This is a genomic window from Microbispora sp. H10885 (genome assembly GCF_014161415.1).
Classification (GTDB): Bacteria; Actinomycetota; Actinomycetes; order Streptosporangiales; family Streptosporangiaceae; genus Microbispora; species Microbispora triticiradicis.
This window is the reverse complement of record NZ_JABBWY010000004.1, coordinates 158,582-183,681: the sequence shown is the minus strand read 5'-3', so window position 1 is coordinate 183,681 and position 25,100 is coordinate 158,582. Positions and strand designations below refer to the sequence as shown.

Sequence of the window (25,100 nt, the reverse complement as noted above, 5' to 3'; positions counted from 1 at the left end):
TCCCGGCTACTTCGCCGACGCCGAGGCCTGGCGCACGCTGTCGAGCACCTGCTCGGGGGTCTTGCTCCCGGTGATCAGCGCCTCGCCGCCGGACAGCCACGCGTCGGCGACCTCGGGGACGGTGACCGTGTCGAGCCACGCGGCCAGCTTCGGCGACTTGTTGACGAGCTCGATGCCCTCGAAGACCGCCTTGCTGGAGGTCTCGGGCGTGACGGCTCCGACGACCGTGCTGGGCTGGCCGTACGGCGGCGACGAGAGCGTCTGCGCGTTCTTCGTGCTCGTGACGAACTTCATGAAGTCGATGGCGAGGGGGATGCGCGGCGAGGCGGCGTTGACGAGATAGCCCTCGGGAGAGCCCTCGACGATCGACGGGTCGCCGGCCGCCCCCTGCGGCGCCGGAAGCTGGAAGATCCCGAAGTCGTCTGTGGCGAGCTTGCCCTTGGCCGTCTCGTTGTCGAACTCCAGGATCTCCTGGTAGTACATCGCGGACTTGCCGTCGGCGAACGCCTCCTGGGCGGAGGTGTAGAGCACGCCGTTGGTGCCGCTCTTGGTGTCGGTGCAGGTGTCGACCAGGGTCTTGAACCGGCCGAGGGCCTTCGTGTAGCCGGGGTCGTCGAGCTTGGCCGTCGCGGGCTTGAGGTCCGCCTCGAAGGCCGCCGTCGGCACGTCGTACGCGAAGAGCTGCTGCAGGTAGTGCAGGGCGGGCCAGCCGTCCTTGTTGCCGAAGGAGATCGGCTCGTACCCGGCCTTCCGCAGCGCCGCGCAGCTTCCGACGAGTTCCTCGAACGTCTTCGGCACCTGGACGCCGGCCTTGGCGAACGCGGCCTTGTTGTAGCCCATGAACTTGCCGTTGCCGTAGAGCGGGATGCCGTAGTTCTTGCCGTCGTAGGCGAAGGCCGACAGCGCGCCGGGGCTGAAGGTCTTGCCCCAGTCCGTGCCGGGGCCGATCACGCCGGTGAGGTCGGCCGCCCGGCCGCCGCGGACGAAGTTCTCGGCCCAGTTGCCGGTCCACGTGAAGTAGACGTCGGGCAGGGCGTTCGAGGCCGTGAGCGTCTTGGTCTTGTCCTTGATGCTCTGGTCGGTCTCCTGGATGAGCTGGATCTTCACGCCGGGATGGAGCTTCTCGTACTCCGCGGCCAGGTCCTCGAAGTACGGCTCAAGGGGTTCTCCGGCGAACTTCGTGAGGATGCTCAGCGTGCCCGAGTACTCGGGGCTGGCGGCGGCGTCGGCCGCGGGAGCCTGGTCCGCCTGCCCGCCGCCGGTGCAGCCGGTCAGGACGAGCACCGACGTCCCGGCGAGCGCCGCGAACGCCGTCAGTGCACGAGGGCGCATGGGCTTCCTTTCTCTCGGGGGTCTTCTCGAGGTCCTGTCTGGATCTCTTCGGGAGAGGAGGGACCGCCGGTGCCTGGGCACCCGAGATCCGCCGGGACGCGCCGCCGGCACGACCCGTTCAATGACGGGTGACTGTACAGAGCATGTGATACCGGTACCAGACCTCAGCGGGAAGATTTTTCCTCCCGAGTGCCGACCGGCCTCTTCGATACCGACAAAACAGCAGATCACAGCCTCAACAACGATGAGAATCCACCCCGGTGTTGACTCCCGCCCAGCAGGTGTGCCAGCGTCACCTTCTGCGTGAGACCGGTATCAGGCAGGATGGCGCCCCGGTCCGCGGGCAATCCCGAAAGGACGCGAAGCATGCTCGGATTCAACGAGCCGGAATTCCTCTCCCAGATGGCGAGCGCGGTGGCGTTGCGGCCCCGGATCGAGGAACTCGTCGATCGGCTCGTGGACGAGGGATTCGACAACCTCTACCTGGTCGGCGCCGGCGGCACCTACGCGCAGATGTGGCCGTACGAGCGGCTGGCGCGGCAGCGGTCCACCTTCGACGTGCGCGCGGTCATCGCCGCGGAGCTCATCGCCGCGGGCGAGGCGGCGCTCGGCGAGCGCTCGGTGGCGGTCTTCACCTCGGCCTCCGGCACGACCGACGACACCGTGCGGGCCATCGACTACTGCAAGGCCAGGGGCGTCCGCACGGTCGGCATGACGGGCTACCCCGACTCGCCCGTCGCGCGGAACGTGGACACGGTGCTGCTCACCGAGCCCAAGGCGTGGCCGTTCGACCCGCAGATGCTGGTCTTCATGACCCGGCTGCTGTCCCGGCGGGGCGAGTTCGAGGGCTACGAGAAACTCGCCGCCGAGCTCGACAGGCTCCCGCAGATCCTGCTGGAGGTGGCGAAGCAGGCCGAGCCGGTCGCCGAGAAGTTCGCCGACGACCACAAGGACACCGGCTACTACTTCCTCGTCGGCGGCGGCAACCTGTGGGCGTACACCTACCTGTACTCCATGTGCGTCCTGGAGGAGATGCAGTGGCTGCGCACCACGCGGGTGCACAGCGCCGAGTTCTTCCACGGCTCGCTCGAACTGCTCGAAGCGGACACCAGCGTCATCGTGTTCCAGGGCGAGGACGAGGGGCGGGGGCTCACCGAGCGCGCGGCGAACTTCGCCAGGCGCATTTCCAAGGACGTCACGGTCTTCGACACCAAGGACTACCCGCTCGACGGGATCAGCCCCGAGTTCCGCGGCCTGCTCGGTCCGCTGGTCCACGACGTGGCGACGGGCCGCGTGAGCAAGCACCTGGAGAGGGTGCGCGACCACTCCCTCGAACTGCGCCGCTACTACCGCGTCATGGACTACTGACCGTCATTCCCCCGTCCCGGGCCTCCGCCGTGCGCCGTGCACGCGCGGGGGCCCGCCCCTCAGGAGCACGTCCATGAGAGTCCTCGGCTTCGGCGACAACGTCGTCGACCGGTTCGTCGACCGCGGCATCGAGTATCCCGGCGGCAACAGCGTGAACGTGGCCGTCTACGCCCATCGCCTCGGCCTCGACGCCGCCTACCTGGGCGTGTTCGGCGACGACGACTTCGGCGACTTCCTGCGCGCGTCGATCGCCGCCCAGGGCGTCGCGATCGACCGCTGCGTCGTACGGCCCGGGGAGAGCGGCGTCTCGACCCTGCGCGTGGACGACGGCGACCGGATCTTCGTCGGCTTCAACGGCGGCGGCGTCACGACCAGGGAGCCGATCGTCCTCGACGACGCCCTCCTGCGGTACGCCGCCTCCTTCGACCTGGTGCACTCCAGCGTGTACTCCGCCGCCGAGAGCGAACTGCCGAAGCTGGCCGGGCTGGACACGCTGGTGAGCTACGACCTGTCCAGCGAGGACGAGTTCCGCACCCCGGCGTACCTCGACCGGATCTGCCCGCACGCCGACCTGGTGCTGCTGTCGTGCTCGCACCTCGACGAGGCCGCCACCCGCGCCCTGCTCGCCGGCGCCGTACGGCGGGGCGCGGGGCTCGCGCTCGCCACCCGGGGCGAGGAGGGGGCGATCGCGCACGACGGCCGGGTCACGCTCGCCGCCCCCGCGCAGCGGGTGGCCGAGCCCGGCCTGATGGTCGACACCATGGGCTGCGGCGACGCCTTCCTCGCCGGGTTCGTGGTCCACCTGATGCGCGCCGGCTGGCGGGCCGGGGCCGCGCCGGGACGAAACGCGATCGCGGGCGCCCTGCGCGCCGGCGCGCGCTCGGCCCACGACCAGTGCCTGGTCGAAGGCGCCTTCGGCCACGGGCGGCCCGCCGTCGCTAGCATGTGGTCATCTGGTGATGGCGAGAAGTGAGGACTCCGGCCATGCCGACTGACCGGGGCCAGGCCGCCGGCCGGCCGACGATCTCCGAGGTGGCCGCCGAGGCCGGCGTCGGACGGGCGACCGCCGCCCGCACGCTCGGCGGTTACGGGCACGTCAGCCCCGAGTTGCGGGGGCGCGTGCTCGCGGCGGCCGACAAGCTCGGCTACCGCGCCAACGCGCTCGCCCGCAGCATGTCGACGGGCGTGAGCCACACCATCGGGGTGATCGTCGCCGACATCGGCAACCCCTTCTTCGCCGGGGTGGTGCGCGGCATCTGCGACGCCTCACGGGCCGGGGGCTTCGACACCATCGTGCTGAGCACGTACGAGGACCTCGACGAGGAGGTCGCCGCCGTGAACGTGCTGATCGACAAGCGCGTCGACGGCATGATCATCGCGTCCGCCGCCGTCGGCGGCCGGGACGTCGGCCACATCAAGGAGGCCCTGAACCGCGGCGTTCCCGTCGTCCTGGTCGACCGGGCCGTCCCGTCACTCGACCTCGACGCGGTCGTCATCGACAACCGCGACGCGGCGCGCGAGGCGGTCGAGCGGCTGATCGCGGCGGGGCACCGGCGGATCGGCTTCGTGTGGGGACCGCCCATGGAGCGGCCGCCCACGACCCGCCGCGAACTGCTGGAGGCCGCGTCCCGCAACCTGTGGACCGACGGCGAGCGCCTGCGCGGGTACCTGGACGCGCTGGACGACGCGCGGATCCCCTTCGATCCCGGCCTGGTGATGGTCGGCCGCAAGGTGGAGGAGCGGGTCACCGAGGAGGTCGCCCGCATGCTCGCCCTGCCCGACCGCATCACCGCGCTGTTCTGCACGGAGACCGAGGCGGTCACCGGGGCCCTGCGCGCGCTGCGGGCCGCCGGCCTCGCCTACCCGCGCGACGTCGCCCTGATCGGGTTCGACGACAGCGCGTGGGCGGCGGTCATGGACCCCCCGCTCACGATGATCGAGCAGCCCGTGCACGACCTCGGCGCGAAGGCGGCCCAGGTGCTCCTCGACGGCATCCGGGGCGTCGAGCCGGTCCGGGAGACGCACACGCTGCGCTCACGCCTCGTCGAGCGCGCCTCCGTCGCCCCTCCGCCGTGATCCCGCCGCCGTGATCCCGCCGCCACCGCAGGGGATCAGGCGCGGAGCAGTTCGGGGGTGCGCTGCTGGGGCAGCCCGGCGAGCCGCCGCTGGCCCTCGGTCAGCAGGGCGGCGATCGGCCCCGGCTCCCGCAGCCGGGTGAGCCGGTCGCGGTTGTACTTGCGCTGCCGCGCCGCGCGGCGCTTGCTCACCGCCGCCTTGTACGCGCCGACGTGGTCGCGGTCGGCCCTGCGCGCGCCGCTCAGCTCGTAGCCGTACGCGGTGAGCCGCTCGCCCAGCACCTCCTCGCACAGCGAGATCTCCCATGACTCCAGCCGGGCGGCCCACTTGCCGGAGTGGGCGGTGGTGACCTCCCCGTGGGTGTTGCTGTGCCACACCTTGTGCCTGGGAACGGCCAGCTCGGCCACGTGCCGGGGCTCGCACATCGCCGGGTCGTAGTCCTCGCCGAGGAACACGCACAGCTTCTTGAGCTCGGTCTCCGGGTCGGCGGTGAGGTCCTCGTAGCGCAGCTCGTAGAAGGTGCCGTCCGGCAGCTTGCGCGCGTTCCGCCGGCCGAAGTCGACGGCCTCGGCCCAGTTGGCCATCGCGTGCACGGCGTCCTCCTTGTACCAGGGCATCTGCTTCAGCGAGGCCACGCAGTCGCGGCCGTCCCGGACGAGGTGGACGAACTGCGCGTCGGGGAACATCCGCATGAGCATTTCGACGTGCCGGTAGTAGCTGGGCCGCTTGTCGCCCCAGCGCGGCTTGCCGAAGCGCTCGGCGTAGCACTTGAAGACCATGCCGATGACCGAGCCGAAGCTGCCCGGACCGAGCATCGCCGCCTGGACGAAGTCGGGCCGGCTCAGCCCGAGCTCGTGGAACTTGGTGGTCCGGCCCTCGGCGATCCAGCCCGCCAGGCGGCGCCGGTTGTCGGCCAGCCGCATGTCCCCGTACGCGCGGCGGGAGAAGTAGGCCGGGACGAGGAACCGCGTCTCCGGCGGCACGGCGACGCGCGGGTGCGAGTGCAGCATGAGCTGGAGCATGGTGGTGCCGGAGCGCGGGCAGCCGACGACGAAGACAGGCCTGTCCGAATGCATGAGATCAATCCCCCGTGAAGAAGTTGCCAGTCGTACGGCCGCCGCCCTCCCCCGGGCGGGTCCGTGACGCGGGTCCCACGGCGCGTGCCGTGCGAACGTGTGGAGCCGGCCGCCGGGGCCGGTCAGACCATGATCTTCTCGCGCTCCGCGGCGGTGGTCGGCACCTGGCGGGCCGCCAGCCAGACGCGGTAGACGAGGCTCATCTCGAAGACCAGCAGCAGCCCCCCGGCCACGACGGAGACCGGCACCAGGGCCCGGGCCCCGAGCAGCGGGCCCACGACGAAGACCGCGGCGTGGAACTCGATGCCGCTCATCACGTGGGTCCGCACCCGCCGCCGCACCAGGAAGACCCGGAACCGGTCGTACCAGGGGAAGCGGGCGTGGAACGCCTTCTGCAGGTCGACGACCGTGGCGCCGTCCCCGGACGCGGCCTCGCCGGCGGCCCGTTCGAGCTCGCTGCGCGGCCGGGCGCGCAGCACGCTCTCGGCGAGGACGCACTGGCCGTCCAGGCGCGACTCGACCAGTGCGCGGGTGGCGTCCTTGACCCGCTTGAGCTGCGGGCCGTTGATGTAGCGGAACAGGTCGAGCACGACGACGCCCACCGCGGCGAGCACGAACTCCGGGTCTCCCGAGCGGGAGTACTCCCCGAACCCCCAGCCGAAGGCGCAGCAGACCACCCGCACCCGGTCGCCGACGTAGTCGAGCCACAGCCCGAAGGGCGTCCCCGTGCCCTTCAGCCGGGCGATCTTCCCGTCCATGCAGTCGACCGTGAAGCTCAGGTAGAACAGCGCCGCCCCGGCGACGAGCATGCCCTCCGCGAAGGCGGCCGCCGAGGCGAAGCCGACCAGCATGGACAGCCTGGTCAGGCCGTTCGGCGTGACAGAGGTGTGGTTGGCCGCGAGCAGCGCGAGTCGGCAGGCGAGCGGATCGACCATGAAGACGGTCCACCACGAGTCCCTCGGCTTGCGCGTCGCGAGTATGTCGTTCAGCGTGAAGCCCCCCATGCAGGCAACAATGACTACAAGCGGTAGCCGTTCGCCTGCTCTTCTGTAACAGAGAGGGCATCTCGTTGCCACTTCTTGACCGCCACCCGAAGTAGGTAAACCATCCCCCAATCCGGTGGCCGATCCGTTACAGTGCGTGTCCGAGGGGGAGACCATGCCCGTTGTCACGTTGTACCGGCGGCTGCAGGGGCGGTTGCGCGGGCGGCTGCCGGCCGTGGAGCCCACACCGAAGACCGCGCTCATCCGGGCCGACGCGAGCCCGCTGCAGGCCCAGCGCGAGACGCTGGACGTGGTCTGCGCCCTGCTGGCCGAGGCCGCGGTGCCGTACTTCTGCGTGCGCCCGCTGCCCGACCGCCCGCCGGTGGTCGCGGTGCCCGAGGAGGACCGCGACCGCGCGCTCGCCGCGCTCGCCGCCGGGGTCCACCCGCTGTTCGCGGCGCGGCAGCCGTACGGCAGGCCGGGGGCGCGGGCTCAGGCGGACGCGGGACGGATGCGCCCGGTGCGGCGGGCCGCGCCGCTGCTCGGCGACGCCAGGGTCGTGCGGCTGGCCATGTACTTCGCCAGCCCGTCGCGGACGCTCACGCTCGGCCCCGAGAGCGGCCTCGACCTGGAGTTCTGGGCCCGTGAGGGCGACGACCTGGTCGGGCCGCGGCCCAACCCGGCGTGCGACCGCGTCCCGGCCGGCGGCCCGGTGGCGGAGGGCGGCGAGGAGCTGTTCCTGCCCCTCGCGTGCCCGGCCCGCCGCGCCCGCTCCTACCTGACGCGGCCGGAGTTCCTCCGGCGGCTGCTCGACGACATCGACTTCCCGATCGACGCCGTCTACACGTGGGTGGACGGCGCAGACCCCGCCTGGCGGGCCCGCCGCGACCAGGCGCAGCGCGAGGAGGCGCGGCGCGTCGGCGGCCCGCTCAGCGAGATGGCGACCACCGAGGCGCGGTTCACCAGCAGGGACGAGCTCCGCTACTCGCTGCGCTCCCTGCTGATGTACGCCCCCTGGATCAACCGGATATGGATCGTCACCGACGGCCAGACGCCCCCGTGGCTCGACACCACCCACCCGATGGTGTCGGTGGTCGACCACAAGGAGATCTTCACCGATCCGTCGGTGCTGCCGGTGTTCAACTCGCACGCCATCGAGACCCAGCTTCACCACATCGAGGGGCTCAGCGAGCACTTCCTGTACTTCAACGACGACTTCTTCCTGGGCCGGCCGCTGGCGCCGCGGACGTTCTTCGAGGGCAACGGGATCACCCGGTTCTTCCCCAGCACGGTCCACGTGCCCTTCGGCCTGCCGGAGACCGAGGAGTCCCCGGTCCACGCGGCCGGGATGAACAACCGGCGGATCCTGGAGGACCTCAGCGGCCGCACGATCACGCAGAAGCTGAAGCACGTGCCGTACGCGCTGCGCAGGTCGCTCATGTACGAGATCGAGGAGCGGTTCGCCGCCGAGTTCCAGGCGACGGCCCGCAGCAGGTTCCGCACGTCGCGGGACATCTCGGTGGTGTCCTCGCTGGCGCACTACTACGGCTACCTCAGCGGGCGGGCGGTTCCCGGCCAGGTCGACTACACGTACGTGGATCTCTCCCTGCCCAAGACTCCCGCCCGGCTGCGCCGCATGCTCGCCCGGCGCAGGCACGACGTGTTCTGCCTGAACGACACGTCGCCGACCGACGACGAGCAGGACGCGCTGCTGGCGCGGTTCCTGGAGGCCTACTTCCCGACCCCGGCGCCCTTCGAGCGGTGAGCCCGGCGGGCCCTGCCGCCTCTCGCCGCCGTCACCTTCCGCCCCGGCCGTCCCCGCCTCCTTCGTCACTCGCCCCGAGTCCGTTCGCCCGGGTCTCGTCGCGCGCCTCGTACCTCTCGGCGTAGAGGCCGCGGAAGGTCCGGCGCCCGGCCGGGACGAACGCGCGGGTCACCACGTCGAGCCGGCGACCGGCCAATCCCGCCTTGCCGGTGTGGCCGACGACCCAGAGCGTGCGCAGCCCCGAGATGCGGGCGGCCAGCAGCCGCGGGCCGACCTCACGGCCCGCGAAGCTGCCGTCCCGCTCCGGCGACCGGGCCAGCGCGACGTCGTCCAGCCCGCCGAAGACGGACGGGTAGACCGTGGCGTACTTCCTGACCTTCGGGGGCACGAACAGCACCCCGTCTCCCGGCCGCGCGGCGGAGGCGAGCAGCGCCAGGACCGGGCGCGGGTCGTCCTGCCTGCCGTCCGGCCCGCGCGTGGCGAGTTGCCCCGGCACCGACAACCCGATCCAGGCCGCCAGCGCGGCGACGGCCACGCCGGTGGGCAGCACGGCGATCCCCGCACCGGCCAGCAGCGCCGCCGCGGGAACGCAGCAGAAGACGTACCGGAAGACGTAGACGGGATGAGCGGCCCAGGACGCCGCCAGCAGCACCGTCGCGGGAACGAGCAGCCACGGCAGGGTCACCCGCACCAGGGCCGCGTGGGCGGCCCTGGTGGCGCGGAGGCCGCCGGCCAGGCCGAGGACGAGGCCGAGGAGTGCGAGGGCCCAGGCCAGCGGGGCGACTCCGAGCGCCGTGAGCGCGGCGGCGCCGAGCGGCGCCGGTGGGGCGAGGCCCGGCCGGGGCGGCGGGGCCGTCGTGCCGAGGTCCCCGAACATCTGGACGGCGAGCCGCCCCACGTCGGCCGCCTCGGGCCGGCGGATCCAGCTCACCTGCCCGCCCTGCCGGGAGCCGAGCCAGGCCAGCGGCGCCACGGCCACCGCCGACGCCGCAGTCGCACAGGCCCATCGCGCGAGCGGTCCCCGCGACAGGACCACGACCACGCCGTGGGCTCCCACGATCAGGAACGCGAAGAGGTTGAGGTAGGCGAGGGCGGTCAGCGCCAGCGCGTATCCGGCCAGCGCCGCCGGGGTGGGCGACCGCAGCACGCGCAGGAGCAGCAGCGTCACGCCGACGGCCGCGGCCGTCGTCATCGGGTACGGCCGCGCCTCCTGGACGTATCGGGAGAAGATCGGCATGAGGGCCAGGAGCGACCCGGCGTACAGGCCCGCCCGGGGAAGGCCGAGCGCGCGGCCGAGCGCGCCGGTCCCGGCGGCGGCCAGCGCCCCCGCGAGGACCGACGGCAGCCGCAGCGCCGCCTCGGCCGTGCCGGAGACGCCGACGACCATGTGCATCAGCCCGTAGTAGAGGCCGTGGACGGCGTCGACCGACTGCAGCAGGTGGGTCATCTGCGGGAGGGTGCGGACGGCGGCGCTCACGGTGGCCGCCTCGTCGCGCCACAGCGGCGGGCCGCCGAGGTCCCACAGCCCGGCGGCGAGCGCGAGCGCGGCCGGAATCCCGGTGACGGCATCCGGCCGTCGTACTCGCCCGTTCACGGCAGCATGCGCGCGACCACGCGCGCCGAGGCGTGGCCGTCGTCCCAGGGGCAGAACCGCTGGGCGAAATCCGCGTAACGCGCCGAGAACGGCCCGAGGTCGCCGTATCGCAGCACGTCGAGCAGGTCCGCACCGGTCCTGACGACCGGCCCGGGGGCCACGGCCTCGAAGTCGAGGTAGAAGCCGCGTACCTCGTCCCGGTAGCGCTCCAGGTCGGGGGTGAAGAACACCATCGGCCTCCCGGTGCAGGCGAAGTCGAACATCGCCGACGAGTAGTCGGTGACCAGCACGTCCGCGGCCGCCAGCAGATCGGCCATATCCGGAAATTTCGAGACGTCGCGGACCCGATGGCCGAGACCCTCGGGGATCGCCAGGTGCCGCGCCACCAGATAGTGGGCCCGTACGAGCAGCAGGTCGTCGTCGTCCAGCGCCCGGGCGGCCCGGGTGAGGTCCAGGGCGAGCCGACCGGCGCCCTCCGGCTCGTCGTCCCGCCACGTGGGCGCGTAGAGGACGACCCGCCGGTCGTCCGGCACGCCCAGCCGCCGCCGGACGGCCCGGGCGCGCACGGGGTCGAACAGCACGTCGTTGCGGGGGTAACCCGACTCCAGGACCTCCCCCGCGTAGCCGAACGCGCGGCGCAGCGCGGTGGTCGCGAACGGGCTCGGCGACAGCAGCAGGTCCCAGGTCGCCACCTGCCGGGTCAGCTCCGCCCGCGGCGCCTGCCGCGCGTACGGCATGCCCTCCAGGTCGAGCCCCAGGCGCTTGAGCGGCGTGCCGTGCCACGTCTGCACGACGGTCTGGCCACGCGGCTTGTGGTACCACCCCGGCTGCGTACGCCGGTTGGCCACGACGAAGCGGCTGGTGCTCAGCGCCTCCTCGTGCTCGCGTGAGCCGTGCAGGACCAGGCGTACGCCCGGAGGCACCGTGAACTGCCCGTCCCTGGTGACCCAGACGATCTCGACGTCGGGGTGACGGCGCGACAGTTCCTCGGAGACGGCCCGGGGGTTGCACGAGTACTGGCCGCCGCCGTAGCTGTCGAAGACGGCCGCGTTCCGCAGTTTCGCGCGTCCGCCGGTCCGGCCGCTCGCCCGGGACCGGGCCGCGGCCAGGCGCCTGCGCGTGGCGTACGGCCCTCGTTCGTGCGGGCCGAGGGCCGGGCGCACCACGAGGCTGAGCGCGCCGTCGCGGGCCGTACGGAAGGAGACCTCGTGCAGCCCGGCGACATGCGGCCGGGGCGGGTCGGCGATCAGGTCCGGGCAGAGCCGGACGCGCTCGTCCCCGGCGAGCACGCGCCAGGTGCCGCCGACCAGCGGCAGCCCGTCAGCCGTCCTGCCGATGACGGCCGTCCATCCGCCCTCGTCCTGGCGGACCGGCCAGGAGTGGTGTTCGGCGCCGCGGTCGAGGGTGATCCGGCCGCCGGGGAACCGGCCCGGCCCCTCCAGGACCGGTTCCCCCGCGTCCGTCCAGCGCACGGCGCCGACATGCACCACACCGGGGTCGGCGAGCGGGCCGTCACCCGGCACGCCCGGGCCTCCGGGCCCGCCCGCGCCGGTCCGGGCGCCCGGACCGGCGGGCCGGCCGTCATCGGCGGCCGCACCTGCCGTGAGGGTGAGGCCCCGCTCGTGCGTGAGGGAGACCCGCACGCCCGCGACGTCGAAGACGCGTTCGCCGGGGGCACCGGTCGCCCTTCCGGCCCTGGTCACGCCCCGCGCCCGGACCATGGCGTGCAACGTCCATCGACCGGTTCCGGACGCCGAGGCCGCGCGGAGCGCGTCCAGGTCGATCTCGGTGACGAAGCCGGAGTCGTCGTGGCACACGACCGACTGGCGGGAGTCGGCCGTCACGTCGGGGCGGCGGACCCGCCGTACGGGCAGGGCGATCCGCTCCTCCCCCCGCTGGAGCCACAGCTCCGTCCGGCTGTGCCCGCTGTCCAGGTGGGCGATGTACGCGTGGCCGGTCAGCAGGAGCCCGCCGCCCGACGGCCGTACGTCGTCGGCGCGGGCGGTCAGCCGCAGGTCGCAGGTCGCGTCGAACAGCGAGCGCGGCACCCGCGGATCACGGCGGAAGGGATAGTCGAGATACCAGCGGCGGCGGACCAGCCCGCGCCGGAGCACTCCCCGGTGCCTGATCTCCGACTCCGCGAACCGGTGCAGCTCCGCCAGTTCCCCGGTCATGCCGTGGGCGGCCAGGAAGATCTGCAGCCGCCTCAGAACCGGCAGCCGCTCCATCGCCTCCCGGTCGAGCCGGGCCAGCGCGTCGGCGAGCCCCGCCGGAAGCCGCCCGGGGGCCGCGCGCAGCACCGCCGCGAGGTCGGGCCCCTCCGCGAGGCGCAGGTCGTACGTCGTCCGCAGGCTCGGGGCGTGCCGGGCGAGCAGGTCGGCGACGTCCAGCATCGCCCGCAGGCGGCGCAGCGGGTCGGCCTGCGGCCGGGGCCCCCGGGTGAGGCACACCACGTCGCCGAGCACGTCGGCGGAGGAGGACAGCACGTGCGCGGGGATCGTCACCGGGAAGTCCTCACCCAGCCCCTCGGGGAAGGCGAACCGGTGCCGGTTCCAGAACTCCCTGCGGAACACCGTGCCGCCCGCCCGTGGGTCGTCCAGCAGCTTCGGGTGCCGGGTGATGTGCGTACGCAACCGCGCCGCCGACCCCGCCGCCGATCCCGCCGCCGAGAACGCCCCCGGCGCCGTCGCGCCCGTCCCCGAGCCCGTCGCGGAACCGGTCGTACGTCCCGTTTCCGGGCCTGTGGCGGCCCCGCCGGACGCGTACGGGCTCCAGCGGCGGATCCTGCCGCAGGCGAGGTCGGAGCCGGTGTGGTCGAGGGCGTCGACCAGCGTGCGGTAGGCGTCGGCGGGGACGACGGAGCCGGGGTCGGCGAAGGCGAGATAGCGGCCGGTGGCGAAGGCCGCGCCCGCGTTGCGAGCCGCGCCCGGGTCGTCGCCGCCGTCGCCGAGCGCGAGAAGCGTGAACCGCGGGCCGGGGGCCCGCAGCCCTTCCGGCCGCCCGGAGAGGATCACCTCGATGTCGTCGAGAGTCTGGTCGTGCAGGGACTTGAGGCACTCCTCGGCGTGTTCCTCCCCGCCGTGCAGCGGGACGACCACCGAGAGCCTGGGAGGCGCTGTCACGCCGTCAGGATGCCGAGGCGCGGCGAGGCGACACCCCGCCGATCTCGATTGCCTTACGGTTCCTTGGCAGATCCTTGACCATCCGGCCGATCGACGGGCGCCGGATGCCGCCACCGCCGCGCTCAGCGGAACACGAGGTCCACGAGCCGGGCGGCGGCGTGCCCGTCGATCGCGGGACGGTACCTGCGGAGGAACGCGCCGAGCGCGTCCCGGTGCTTGTCGGCGATCTCGTCCAGGCGGGTGAGCGCCTCGGCCACCTCGTCGGCGCCGCGCAGCGTCGGGCCCGGCGCCTCCGGATGGAGGCACAGGTCGTGTGGCGCGCCGGGGTGGAGGAGCATCGGACGCCCCGTGACCGCGAACTCGACCATCGCCGCGACGTCCCCGGTCACCAGGACGTCGGCGGCGAGGAACAACTCCTGCGGATCCGGATGGCCGGTGACGTCCACGACACCGGCTGCCTCTCCCCACGACCCCCGTCCGGGATCGGTGGCCCCACCGGAGGACCCGATGGGAGAGCCACCTGAGGAGCGCGCGTGAGAACGGGCGAAGGGCCGGGCGTCGGCCGGCGACGGCCCGCGGACCAGCAGTACGCAGTCGTCCGGAAGGGCGGCGGCGAGGCGGGCGTGGTCGAGCGCGACGTGCTCCCCCGGCACGTACAGCACGGCCGTACGGCCCTCCCGCAGGCCGAGACGGCACCGCACCTCGGCGGCGCGTTCGCGGGCGCCGGGGCCGGCCAGCAGGTCGTCACCCGGCAGGCCGGTCTCCAGGACCTCCCCCTCGAAGCCGGACGTCCGCCGCAGCCACGGCGTCCACCAGGGACCCGGGCTGACGAGGTAGGTCCACTGGTCCGCCCCGAAGTCACCTGCGGGGCCGTCCTCCGCACCGGGCGGCCATCCGGTCGCGTGGGCGACGCCGTCCCCCCGAGTAGCCACGGAGTCGTCGGCACAGGCCCTCCGTCCGGAGCCCGCGACGCCGTCCCCGGCGTCGGCCCCGAAAGTCACAGCGCCGGGCGGTCGCCCGGCGGCGGGCGTGGCGGGGGGCGCGGCGGGGGGCACGGCGGCGGGCGTAGCGGCGGGCGTGGCGAGAGCCAGTGCGGTCGCCGGGCCCTGCCAGGTCTGGATCACCACCTGACCCGGCCTGCGCTCGAACCAGGCGGGCAGCGGCGCGTCGGTGACGATGTAGCGGCATCGGGCGAGGGCCTCGTAGTGCTCCCGTCCCAGCGTCCGCACCGGTTCGACGTCGTCCGGGAGGGCGACCTGACCGTCCCGCACGCTCCACAGCAACGGCAGGTCCGTCCCGCGCCGCCGCAGTTCCTCGCAGACCGCCCTCGGGCTGCCGCCGAAACGCGTGCCGCCTCCCCCTTCGAACAGGACGGCCTCCCGCAGCGGCCGTCCCCGCATCTGCGGGTACGTCCGCGTGCGCAGCGTCCGCTGGGCCTTCTTTCCCCGCTCGTCGGCGGTCAGGTCGCCGCTGACCGTCAGCACGGCACGACCCGGACCCGGCACGACGATCCCGAACGTACGCCGGGCCGTCTGGTGGATCGCCGGCACGTCGGTGTCGAACTCCAGGGGCAGGTCCACCGGCTCGGCCCGCTCGATCGGCCCCAGCGGCTCCCCTGGCGCTGTCGGTTCCAGGGGCGCGATCGGCCTCAGCGGCACGACCGGCACGACCGGCGCAAGTGGCCCCAGCGGCTCCGGCGAACCCGGCCGTACGGAGGCCCCGGCCGACGCCTGGGGGTCCGGAACCGGGCGGGCGCGGACCGACAGCGCGTACCGCCCGCGTGGCAGCGGCAGCCGCCCGGCCGGGCCGGCGACCTCCTCGGGCGTGAGCCGCGCGCGGAACCGGGTTCCGGAGCCCTCGATCGGCAGCGACCACTCGCCGTACCCGGTGAGTACGGGGTCGAGCGCGGTCACCACCAGCGCGGACACCTCGTGCGGCACGGCGAACCCGCCCTCGACGAGCAGTTCGCCCCCTCCTCCTCGCCCGGCGGGCAGCCACTCGGCGAGGTCGGCGTAGGCCGCCATGGGCTGGTCGCGCAGCACCAGGCCGCCGGTCCGGTCACGGAACACGACGATCTCCCGGCCGGCCAGGCCGTACCGGCCGAGGGGCACGTCGTCGGCGACGGTCACCGGCGTCGCCTCACCTCCCGCGGCCCGCACCTCGACCTCCCAGCACGTGTACGGCACGGCGACCTCCGGCGGCACCGTGTGGCGGGACGCGGGCAGGAGGTCGCGCAGATCGACCACGGCCTCGAACGTGCGCCGGTCGACGTTCACGGGGTACATGCGGGGAACGCCTCCGGGGCGCCGGGTGACCTGGAGCTCCGGGCACGGGCCGAGGTCGTTGACGACGTGTCCCACCAGCCGCAGGCGGCCGTCGCGTACCTCGCCGGTGACCACCCGAGCGGTCTCCCGTCCGGCGCGCAGGACCAGGTCGCCCGTCTCGCCGAGCAGCGGGGCGACGTAGTGGTCGGGGCCGGCGCTCCGGTAGCCCGCCTCCTCCGCCATGGCCGCGGAGGCGCGTGGATCGGACAGCCGCCCGCGCCGGACGACGCCCCGATGGAGGACCCGGAGCTCGACGTGCCACCGTCCGAGCCTGCCGGGCCGGGCGAGCGCCGCGGGGTCGATCGTGATCCGGAAACCGCCCCAGTCCCGTTCCGCGCCCTTCGCCGACACCCGGGCCCTGGTCACGGCGGCCGGGACCCGGATCCGGCGCCCGGTCCGTTCGTGGACGAGCGCGGCGAAGACCTGCTGGTGGATGCGCCGGGTCGGACGGAGGTACGGCGGAGCCGTGCGGCCCTCGACCACGAGCGCGCCGTCCTCCCACCGGATCGCGTCGATGCGGTGCCGGGGGACGAGTTCGTCCCTGGCCCTGGTGACGGCGGCCGGGATGACGCGCGCGGAGTCCCGCACAGAGTCGCGCACAGGGTCACGCCCGGAGTCGCGCGTGAGGGGGACGTTCAGGTGGTAACCGCCCATCCTGCGGACGAGCCGCCGGTCGGGCTCCACCTCCCGGTCCCAGGCGAGGACGTCCAGCAGGTCGTCCAGGCGGCGTTCCCGCACCAGGTGCCACTCCACCCGCCGCAGGGCGGGCAGGTCGTCGAGGACGCACTGCGCCACCTCGTCGAGATAGCGGCCGGCGAGGTCGAGGAAGCGGTGCTGGAAGGCGGGGGACCCCTGGTCGAGCACGTCGAGGAAGTTCGTCAGGTCTGCGTCGAGAACGGCGTGGTCCCAGGCGTGGATGTGCGCGGTGAAGTTGTGCTCGCTGAGGAAACGGCGCACCTCGGTGACGGCGGCGAACCGGCCCTCCAGATGCCCGGCCCGGGTCTTGTCCTGCGTGATCGAAGGAGCGGTCGAAGGAGTCGCCGAGGGGCCGCCGGCCTCGCGCCGCCGCCAGAGGTAGACCGGGGCGGTCAGCACGTCGACCGACCGCGCCAGGAAGTGGGCGCGCAACGCCACCGCGATGTCCTCGTACAGCACGCCCTCGGGAAAGGCGAAGCCGTGGGCGTCCCAGAACGACCGGCGCCAGAGCTTGTTGGTGACCAGCCGGTCGCGCAGCAGCGCGTGCCTGCGCGTGATGTGGGTGGCGTCCGCCGCGTCGGCGAAGACGGGCCGGTGCATGGCCGACTGGCGGGCGCCCCGGCCGTCCAGCCGCAGCACGTTGCCGGTGGCGAGGTCGGACCCGGTCCGCTCAAGGGACGCCAGGAGGTATTCGAGGGCGTGCGCCGGCAGCAGGTCGTCGCTGTCGAGGAACATGAGGTGGTCCCCGGTCGCGTGGCGCACCCCCGTGTTGCGCGCCGCGCCGAGCCCGGCGTTGGCCTGCCGGACCAGCCGGAACCGCGCGTCCCTCGCGGCGAATCCGGCGGCGATGCCGGCGCTGCCGTCGGGCGATCCGTCGTCGACCATGACGACCTCGACGTCCTCCCAGGTCTGCGCGGCGACCGAGGCCAGGCAGGCGGCGAGGTACGGTTCCACGTCGTAGATCGGGACGATCACACTGATGCGGGGCACGGGCGGTCCTTTCGCACGAGGGCGCGCAGGCGCCGGCGCAGCAGGCGGGCGGTGCGGCGCAGCGGCCGTGCCCCGAAACGACGGGCCCCGGAACGGCCGGACCCGGAACGGCGGAGCCCGAGACGACCGGCCCAGGACCCTTCGGACCCCGGACGGCCCGACCCCGAACCGCCCGACTTGGAACGACCGGACCCGGAACGGCCGGACCCGGAACGGCGGAGCCCGAGACGACCGGCCCAGGAACCTTCGGACCCCGGACGACCGGACCCGGAACGGCGGAGCCCGAGACGACCGGTCCAGGAACCTTCGGACCCCGGACGACCGGACCCGGAAGGGCCCGGCCCGGAACGGCCGGAACTGCCCCCGGCACCCGGCGAGGCACCGGAACCACCCGTCCAGGCGCGGCCCGGACCAGGTGGGGCGGCGCCCCCGGCCTTCCCCGTGCTCCCGGCACCACCGACGCTCCCCGCATTCGCCGCGCTCTCCGCAGGCAGGAGCCCCCACTTGTCGCCGGCGTGCCACACCGTGCCGAACATCTCGTGGATGAGGTCGTCGAGGTCGTCTCCCGGCCGGGCGCAGCGGCGGGCGCGGGTGACGGCGGCCGTGCGCTCCAGCCGGGCGTGGACGACCTCGCCGTCCTCCCGTTCGTCCAGTGCGAGGGAGACGATCCCCAGCCGCTGCCGGTCGGCATGCTTGACGACCGCCCCGATGGTGCCGCGCGACGGGACCCAGCCCGGCGGGCAGTGGAAGCGGAACGGCACCGGGAAGCAGTCGTCCGGAACGGTCTCCCGGAACCGGACCCGGGGCTCGCCCTCGTAGCAGGCCAGCATCAGGCGCAGGTCGAGCGACGGGTCCCCGAGCGGGTCCCGCCGCCCGCCGCGGAGCCGGCCCCACGGCCCGGTCACGGTCACCCGCACGTCCGGCAGACGCCCCGCGAGCACGCCGTCGACCGTCGCCCTGACCTCCTCGAACGAGGCGTTCTCCGCGTCGACCACGACCTCGACGTACGGCACGAGATAGGTGCGGTGGGGATGCCTGCGCAGCCAGCGGAAGACGGGCACGCGTTCGGCCAGGTAGGGCCAGTTGTGCCGCTTCACCTCCGGCTCGCGGCGCATCACCGTCGAGCGGCCGAGGTGCCAGCACCGGGCCCGGCGGTCGGGCACGAAGACGGCTCCCGCCTGGGCGAGCCGGTAGCCCAGTTCGGTGTCCTCCCCGAGGACGAGCGACGCGTCCAGACCCCCGGCGGCCCGCAGCAGCGCCGCGGGCAGCGACGCCGTGGCCCCGACCATGACGGAGAAGGCGGTGAAGCCCGCCGCGCGCAGGTCGTCGGTCTGGTCCCAGCGCCCCTCGGTCCACTGCGGGGTGGTGTCCTCCTCAGCGAACAGCTTGTCCACCGTGCCCGCCTCGACGGCGGCGAGCACCTCGCTCGCCGGGATCTCGTCGAGGCCCGGCACGAACCTCAGGTGCCCGAGCACGACCAGGTGGTCCGCGAGGTGGTGCCAGCGCATCTGGGCCTCGACGTGCTCGGGGAACAGCACGAGGTCGGCGTCGAGATAGAGGATCACCTGGCCCTCGGCCGCCTCCGCCCCGGCCGCGCAGGCGCTCGCCCTCCCCCACGCCCCGTCGCGCGGACGGACCACCCGCAGCCGCTCCGGCACGGGCCCTGCGGAGGACACGGGCCAGGCGGAGGACACGGGCCAGGCGTCGGGCGAGGGCCCAGCGCAGGGCGCGGTGGAGGGGCCGGTGGACGGCTCAGCGGACGGGACGGATAGCGGCGGCGCGGGCCGCTCGCCGTCGTCCACCACCACGACCTCCGTCAGGTGGGCCGGGTAGGTCTGCCGGGCCAGGCTCGCCAGGGTCAGCGGCAGCGTGTGCTCCGCGCGGTGGGCGGGGATGACCACGCTCACCGTGAGCGTGGGGGTCCACTCCCCCGGCGCCGGCGGCTGCCCGAGCACCCCGTAGTCGTTGAGCGGGATGCGCACGCCCCCCGTCACGTCCTCACCTCCGCCCGCCATTGGGCACCGTCCTTCATCAGTCCGTTGAAGACCAGCCCGCGCCACTGCTCCTGGTAGGACGCGAGGAACGACTGCACAGGCTGGCGCCAGGTGTGGCCGTACGCGCTGCGGCGGCGCAGCACGTAGCCGAACCCGTGGGTGCGGTAGATGCGGCCGCCCGCCGCCTCGACGGCCTGCAGAAGCTGGCCGTCGACCGTCCTCGGCAGCGGCCGGAAGCCGCCGGCCGCCTCGAACGCGGCCCGGGTGACCAGCATCGTCCCCCCGGCCACCAGCGGCGCGAAGCGCTCGGTGCCGATGCACCGCCTGATCGTCACGTCGAGTTGCTCCAGGTAGACGAACTCCGCGGCCGACCCGACCAGGTCGGCGCCGCTGTAGAGCCGGGCGAGCAGGAGATCGGCGAGGTGGTCGGGGCCGTACCAGTCGTCGTCGTCCACCTTCGCGAGGTACGACCCGGACGCGGCGGCCGCCATCCGGTTCAGGACCTCGCCGAACGGTGTCGTCGCGGGCGCCTCGATCACGGTGACCGGCAGCGGCGTACGGGGAAGCGGCGCCTCCCGCGCGGTGAAGCCGTGGAGCCCCACGATCAGTTCGGTCGTCACGCCGCGCTGGCGCTCCATCTGCTCGAACGCGAACGGGAGCATCTCCGGGCGGCGGGTGCAGAGCAGGATCGACACCCGTGGTGCCGGCGGCACGGACAGGCCGGCGTCCGCGGCGAGCCGCCGCCAGCACGCGACCGAGCCGTGCTCGCGCAGCGCGGTCCTGCGCAGCCGGATGCTGATCTCCTCCCGGCGCAGGTCGGACGCGAGTGCCTCGGGGGTCACGGCGGCGAGGGCGGCGGCGAGCGGGGGGCCCAGCGCCTCGTCACGCGCCGGGTCGGGCTCGGCGAGCACCGGGATCCCGGCGGCCGCCAGCGCGGCCACGACGCGCGCCACGACCGGCGCGGGCCCGGCGGAAGCGGGCCCGGCAGAGGCCGGCACCGCGACCCCCCGGACGTCGCGCAGGCGGGCGACGTCCACGTCCGTGACGCGCCCGCCGGGCGGCAGCCGTACGAGAGTGGTGGGGCCGCAGGTGACGGCGAACCCGTCCCGGTGCGGCGTGAGCTCCGCGACTCCCTCCTCGGGGTGCGGCCGGAACCCGATCGGGTTGACGACGGCCTCGTCCACCGGCGGGACGCGGGACGCGCCGGCGCGCACCAGCAGGTCGCAGCCGGGGGCGTCGCGGCGGTCCGGCACCGGGCCGTCAGCGGGCGCGAGGGTGGCGTTGGCGTCGCCGGGCCGCCAGTCGGCCGCGCCCGCGCCCGCCAGCCCGGCCACGGGCGTGGTGGTCCCGGCCGCGCCGAAGAGGCCGTACGCGACGTGGGCCAGGATCTCCCCGGCGGCGACGGGCTCGGAGAAGGCGGCCTCCAGGTGCCAGCCGCGCCCGCGGCGGGCGACCCGCAGCCCGGTCAGCAGGCGCCAGCAGGGGGCCTGCCCGGCGGCCGGCAGCGGCCGGCCCGCCCAGGGCGGCACGTCCGCCACGGCGATCCGCACGCGCGGCGCCCGCGGCAGCAGGACCCGCAGCGGCACGGCCCTGCGCAGGTCGGCCGGGGACCGTGCCGCGAGCACCACGCACCCCGTCTCCCGCACGGGCCCGGTCTCCGGCACGGACACCGTCCCCCGCACGAACGCTGGCCCCCGCATGGACGCCGTCTGCTGGGAGGGCGCGGTCTCCGGCACAGGCACCGTCCCCCGCACGGACGCTGCCTCCCCCAGGGACGCCGTCTCCTGTGCGGGCACGGTCTCCTGCGCGGACGCGGGGACGGGAAGGTGCTCCAGCGGCGTCCACGGGCCGGAGAAGCCCTCGACGAGGCGGCCGAGCAGCGACGGACAGGATTCGAACCCGATCCACGTCCCCCACGCCGACCGGGTGGCGGCTCGCCTCACCCGCCCTCCTCACGCTGCGCGGTTCCTCATCCGACCGGCCCAGCATCGCGAACCGCACCCGTCCGGGTGCCGCCATAGTCCCTTCCTTGGCCGAAGGTTTAATCCTCCCGCCGGGTCCCGGCGCGGGGTTGTCACACGAGACGTAATCGGACTGCAACGGAGGAAGTGGCACGAGACGCGTTACGATGCCGCGTTGTAGATTCCCGAGGAGTACCCCATGGCCGTACGTCGTCTGATCCCCCTCGCGGTCGCGTGCGCCCTCGCGACGGCCGCCGCCCTCCCCGCCCACGCCCACGCTCGCGCGGCCCGTGAGCCGTTCTGCGCGACCCACAAGTGCATCGCCCTGACCTTCGACGATGGTCCGGGGCAGTACAACCAGACACTGCTGAAGACCCTCGCCACGTACAAGGCGAAGGCCACGTTCTTCCTGATCGGCTCCGAGGTGAAGAAGCACCCGAAGCTCACCCAGGCCATCGCCAAGGCCGGTCACGAGATCGGCAACCACTCGTGGGACGGCAGGTATCTGACCGAGCTCACGTACGCCGAGATCAACAAGAAGATCGGCGACACCCAGCGGCTGATCACGAAGACGACCGGGAAGGCGCCGGTGGTCTTCCGCGCGCCCGGCGGGCTGCGCAACGGCGGCGTGGAGGAGCTCACCGCAAAGTTCGGGCTCATCCAGATCCCGGGCACGACCGCCACGAAGGACTACATCAAGGACTACCGGAACGTGGACTTCCTCACCTCACGCGCCCTGGAGATCGCCGGCGAGGGCGAGGTCGTCCTGATGCACGAGACGGTCAAGGAGACCGTGGAGTCGATGCCGAAGGTGCTCAAGGAACTCACCGCGCAGGGCTACCACTTCGTGACCGTGTCCACCCTGCTGGAGGGCGAGGAGCTCATCCCGGGACAGGTATATCCCGACCCGACGCGTGACTCGATGACGATGACCGTCGAGTGAACCGCCGGCCCAGGCGCTGGGCCGGCGACTCCACGAAGCGGTAGGTCAGCCAGCTCAGCGTGAGCGTCCCGGCGAGGTAGCCGAGCGTGAGGGCCGCCCGGCCGGGGTCGGTCACCGACTTCAGGTCCCCGACGAGCGCGTTGAGATATCTCAGCAGCGGATGGTGCAGCAGGTACACCGAATAGCTGATCAGGCCGAGCCAGGTCAGCACGCCGGGTACGCGTCTGCCGCGCAGCGCCATGCCGATCGCGAACGTCACCCCGGCGAGCACGATCGTGGTGATCCACACGTCGGGCTGCACCCACCACCAGCCGGCCTGCACCGACCACACGGGCGCGGCGGCCACGAGGACCGCCGCGGCCACGACCGGGCCGAGCCCGGCCGTGCCCCGCTCCCAGCGGTACAGCGCGGTCCCCGTGAACATCACCGCGAGGATGGCCGCGCCGAACCACGGCACGAAGCTGCCGAACAGCAGCAGCACGAGCGCCATCAGGCCCAGCGCGTACGCCGCGGCCGTGCGGAACCGGCCGATGATCAGGCAGGCCAGGCCCGCGACGAAGACCACGCAGGCCGCGACGGCCGGCCAGTGACCGGGCAGCAGCGGCGCCGAGAGCACCAGTCCGGCGACGACCGCGACCACCCCGAAGACGATCGCCAGCGCCCCGCTGCGCCGGTGCATCCCGCCCGCGAACAACGCGGTCACCAGCAGGTAGAACACCATCTCGTACGACAGCGTCCACATCGGGTCGGCGACGGCGCCGACGTGGACGACGTCGAGCAGCATGCTCAGGTGCGCCGCCACGGCCGAGGGGTGGCGGGGCACCTCCTGGCGCACCGGCACCCAGATCGCCATGACCAGCACGACGGCGATCACCAGCAGATAGAGCGGATAGAGGCGGAAGACCCGGCTGATCCAGAACGCGCCCACGTCGCCCCTCTTCTCCAGGGACGCGGGGATGATGTACCCGCTGACCAGGAAGAAGACCAGCACGCCGTACATGCCGAGGCTGAACCAGTACGGGCGGAGCGACGGCATCACCCAGGGCAGCGCGTGCTCGGCGACCACCGCCATCGCCCCGATCCCGCGCAGCGCGTCCAGCCAGGCCAGCCGACCCGCCCCGGCGGGGCGTTCGGCGGCCTGTTCGGCAGGGCGTTGCGCAGGGTGCGGTGGCGTGGTGCCGGGCCGCGGGGTCTCGCGCTCTGTGGCAGTCACCGCGCCACACTATCCGGCCGCGCCGGATTCACACCGGTTATTACCGGTCACTCCCATTCAATGGTGCCCGGCGGCTTGCTCGTCACGTCGAGCACCACCCGGTTGACCTCCCGCACCTCGTTGGTGATCCGGGTGGAGATGCGGGCCAGCACGTCGTACGGCACCCGCGACCAGTCGGCGGTCATCGCGTCCTCGGAGGTCACCGGGCGCAGCACGACCGGATGGCCGTAGGTGCGGCCGTCGCCCTGCACGCCGACCGAGCGGACGTCGGCCAGCAGTACGACCGGGCACTGCCAGATGTCGCGGTCGAGACCGGCGCGGGTCAGCTCCTCACGGGCGATGGCGTCGGCCTCGCGCAGCAGGTCGAGGCGCTCGCGGGTGACCTCGCCGATGATCCGGATGCCGAGGCCGGGCCCGGGGAACGGCTGTCGCCAGACCATCGCCGGGGGCAGGCCGAGCTCCTCGCCGGCCCGCCGCACCTCGTCCTTGAACAGCGTGCGCAACGGCTCGACCAGCTGGAACTTCAGGTCGTCGGGGAGCCCGCCGACGTTGTGGTGGGACTTGATGTTGGCGGTTCCGGTGCCGCCGCCCGATTCCACGACGTCCGGATAGAGAGTGCCCTGGACGAGGAAGTCCACCGGCCCGTCGGCGATGATCGCGCGGGCCTCGTCCTCGAAGACCCGGATGAACTCCCGGCCGATGATCTTGCGCTTCTCCTCGGGGTCGGTCACGCCCGACAGTGCCTTGAGGAAGCGCTCGGAGGCGTCCACGACCCGCAGTTTGACGCCGGTGGCCTCGACGAAGTCGCGCTCGACCTGCTCGGCCTCGCCCTTGCGCAGCAGGCCGTGGTCGACGAAGACGCAGGTCAGCCGGTCGCCGATGGCCCGCTGGACGATCGCGGCGGCCACGGCGGAGTCGACGCCGCCCGACAGGCCGCAGACCGCCCGGCCGTCGCCCACCTGGGCGCGCACGGCCTCCACGGCGTCTTCGACGATGTTGAGCATGGTCCACGAGGGGCGGCAGCCGGCCGCCTCCAGGAAGTGCTTGAGCACCTGCTGCCCGTGCTCGGAGTGCAGCACCTCGGGGTGGAACTGCACGCCGTACAGGCCGCGGGAGGGGTCCTCCATCGCGGCGACCGGGGTGGCGGAGGTGGCGGCGGTGACGGTGAACCCGGCCGGAGCGCCGACCACCGAGTCGCCGTGCGACATCCAGACCGTCTGCGCCACGGGCAGCCCGGCGAACAGCAGGCCCTCCCTGAGCACCTCAAGTGAGGTCCCGCCGAACTCGGCTGCGCCGGTCTTGGCGACCTCGCCGCCGAGGGCCCTGGCCATGGCCTGGAAGCCGTAGCAGATGCCGAAGGTCGGCACCCCGGTCTCGAACAGGCCGTCCGGCACGGGCGGGGCGCCCTCGGCGTACACCGACGACGGGCCGCCGGACAGGATGATCGCCTTGGGCTTCCTCTCCAGCATCTCGGAGACCGGCATCGTCGAAGGGACGATCTCGGAGTAGACGTGGCACTCACGCACCCGTCGCGCGATCAGCTGCGCGTACTGCGCGCCGAAGTCCACGACGAGGACGGTGTCGAAGTCGGACACTGGAAGGGACCCCCAAGAAGGCTGCGAGGCGGTGACGCCAGTCTATCGGCGCGGTGACGCGCCCCGCC

The 25,100-nt window shown here is 73.5% G+C and carries 15 protein-coding genes; 5 read left to right on the top strand and 10 right to left on the bottom strand.

Going from position 1 to position 25,100, the window contains the following annotated elements:
- Window positions 1–6: 6 nt before the first annotated feature.
- Window positions 7–1,332, bottom strand: a complete 1,326-nt coding sequence (locus HHX37_RS12110; RefSeq protein WP_182879667.1) for an ABC transporter substrate-binding protein — start codon at window positions 1,330–1,332, stop codon at window positions 7–9.
- 366 nt (window positions 1,333–1,698) lie between these two features.
- On the opposite strand from HHX37_RS12110, the gene HHX37_RS12105 reads away from it, so the two are divergent.
- The 3 genes from HHX37_RS12105 to HHX37_RS12095 all read left to right on the top strand — a co-directional run bounded on the left by HHX37_RS12105 (window position 1,699) and on the right by HHX37_RS12095 (window position 4,776).
- Window positions 1,699–2,700 (top strand): SIS domain-containing protein, encoded by a 1,002-nt coding sequence (locus tag HHX37_RS12105; protein ID WP_182885447.1) that lies wholly within the window; start codon window positions 1,699–1,701, stop codon window positions 2,698–2,700.
- Between the two features lie 73 nt (window positions 2,701–2,773).
- Complete coding sequence (locus HHX37_RS12100) at window positions 2,774–3,673, top strand: PfkB family carbohydrate kinase (RefSeq protein ID WP_182885446.1); 900 nt, start codon at window positions 2,774–2,776, stop codon at window positions 3,671–3,673.
- Between the two features lie 11 nt (window positions 3,674–3,684).
- On the top strand, window positions 3,685–4,776 hold the full coding sequence (locus tag HHX37_RS12095; RefSeq protein ID WP_182885445.1) for a LacI family DNA-binding transcriptional regulator: 1,092 nt from the start codon (window positions 3,685–3,687) through the stop codon (window positions 4,774–4,776).
- Window positions 4,777–4,811: 35 nt separating this feature from the next.
- Here the strand turns inward: HHX37_RS12095 and HHX37_RS12090 are convergent, their stop codons facing one another.
- Together HHX37_RS12090 and HHX37_RS12085 are read right to left on the bottom strand one after the other, a co-directional pair.
- Window positions 4,812–5,852 (bottom strand): sulfotransferase family protein, encoded by a 1,041-nt coding sequence (locus HHX37_RS12090; protein ID WP_182874043.1) that lies wholly within the window; start codon window positions 5,850–5,852, stop codon window positions 4,812–4,814.
- A gap of 122 nt (window positions 5,853–5,974) precedes the next feature.
- On the bottom strand, window positions 5,975–6,856 hold the full coding sequence (locus HHX37_RS12085; protein ID WP_182879662.1) for a CDP-alcohol phosphatidyltransferase family protein: 882 nt from the start codon (window positions 6,854–6,856) through the stop codon (window positions 5,975–5,977).
- A gap of 154 nt (window positions 6,857–7,010) precedes the next feature.
- Here HHX37_RS12085 and HHX37_RS12080 point away from each other — a divergent pair, with 154 nt between their 5' ends.
- Window positions 7,011–8,600 (top strand): stealth family protein, encoded by a 1,590-nt coding sequence (locus HHX37_RS12080; RefSeq protein ID WP_182885444.1) that lies wholly within the window; start codon window positions 7,011–7,013, stop codon window positions 8,598–8,600.
- Window positions 8,601–8,631: 31 nt separating this feature from the next.
- Here HHX37_RS12080 and HHX37_RS12075 read toward each other — a convergent pair whose 3' ends face one another.
- The 5 genes from HHX37_RS12075 to HHX37_RS12055 form a co-directional block, all read right to left on the bottom strand.
- Entirely contained in the window at window positions 8,632–10,194 is a 1,563-nt protein-coding gene (locus tag HHX37_RS12075) for a hypothetical protein (protein WP_182885443.1), read from the bottom strand.
- Entirely contained in the window at window positions 10,191–13,316 is a 3,126-nt protein-coding gene (locus tag HHX37_RS12070) for a bifunctional glycosyltransferase/CDP-glycerol:glycerophosphate glycerophosphotransferase (protein ID WP_182885442.1), read from the bottom strand. The genes HHX37_RS12075 and HHX37_RS12070 overlap by 4 nt, the downstream gene beginning before the upstream one ends.
- A 122-nt stretch (window positions 13,317–13,438) precedes the next feature.
- On the bottom strand, window positions 13,439–17,326 hold the full coding sequence (locus HHX37_RS12065; protein ID WP_182885441.1) for a bifunctional glycosyltransferase/CDP-glycerol:glycerophosphate glycerophosphotransferase: 3,888 nt from the start codon (window positions 17,324–17,326) through the stop codon (window positions 13,439–13,441).
- Window positions 17,308–19,320, bottom strand: a complete 2,013-nt coding sequence (locus HHX37_RS12060; RefSeq protein ID WP_182885440.1) for a glycosyltransferase — start codon at window positions 19,318–19,320, stop codon at window positions 17,308–17,310. Before HHX37_RS12060 ends, HHX37_RS12065 begins: the two co-directional genes overlap by 19 nt.
- Window positions 19,317–21,263, bottom strand: coding sequence for a glycosyltransferase (locus tag HHX37_RS12055; protein ID WP_182885439.1), 1,947 nt, complete (start codon window positions 21,261–21,263; stop codon window positions 19,317–19,319). The genes HHX37_RS12060 and HHX37_RS12055 overlap by 4 nt, the downstream gene beginning before the upstream one ends.
- 217 nt (window positions 21,264–21,480) lie before the next feature.
- Between HHX37_RS12055 and HHX37_RS12050 the strand changes: the two genes are divergently transcribed.
- A complete protein-coding gene (locus HHX37_RS12050; protein WP_182885438.1) occupies window positions 21,481–22,224 on the top strand; it encodes a polysaccharide deacetylase family protein in 744 nt (247 codons plus the stop codon).
- On the opposite strand, the gene HHX37_RS12045 is transcribed toward HHX37_RS12050, so the two are convergent.
- Window positions 22,163–23,437, bottom strand: a complete 1,275-nt coding sequence (locus HHX37_RS12045) for an acyltransferase (protein WP_310740341.1) — start codon at window positions 23,435–23,437, stop codon at window positions 22,163–22,165. The genes HHX37_RS12050 and HHX37_RS12045 overlap by 62 nt on opposite strands.
- A 47-nt stretch (window positions 23,438–23,484) precedes the next feature.
- Window positions 23,485–25,032 (bottom strand): glutamine-hydrolyzing GMP synthase, encoded by a 1,548-nt coding sequence (gene guaA, locus HHX37_RS12040; RefSeq protein ID WP_182874051.1) that lies wholly within the window; start codon window positions 25,030–25,032, stop codon window positions 23,485–23,487.
- Between the last annotated feature and the right edge of the window lie 68 nt (window positions 25,033–25,100).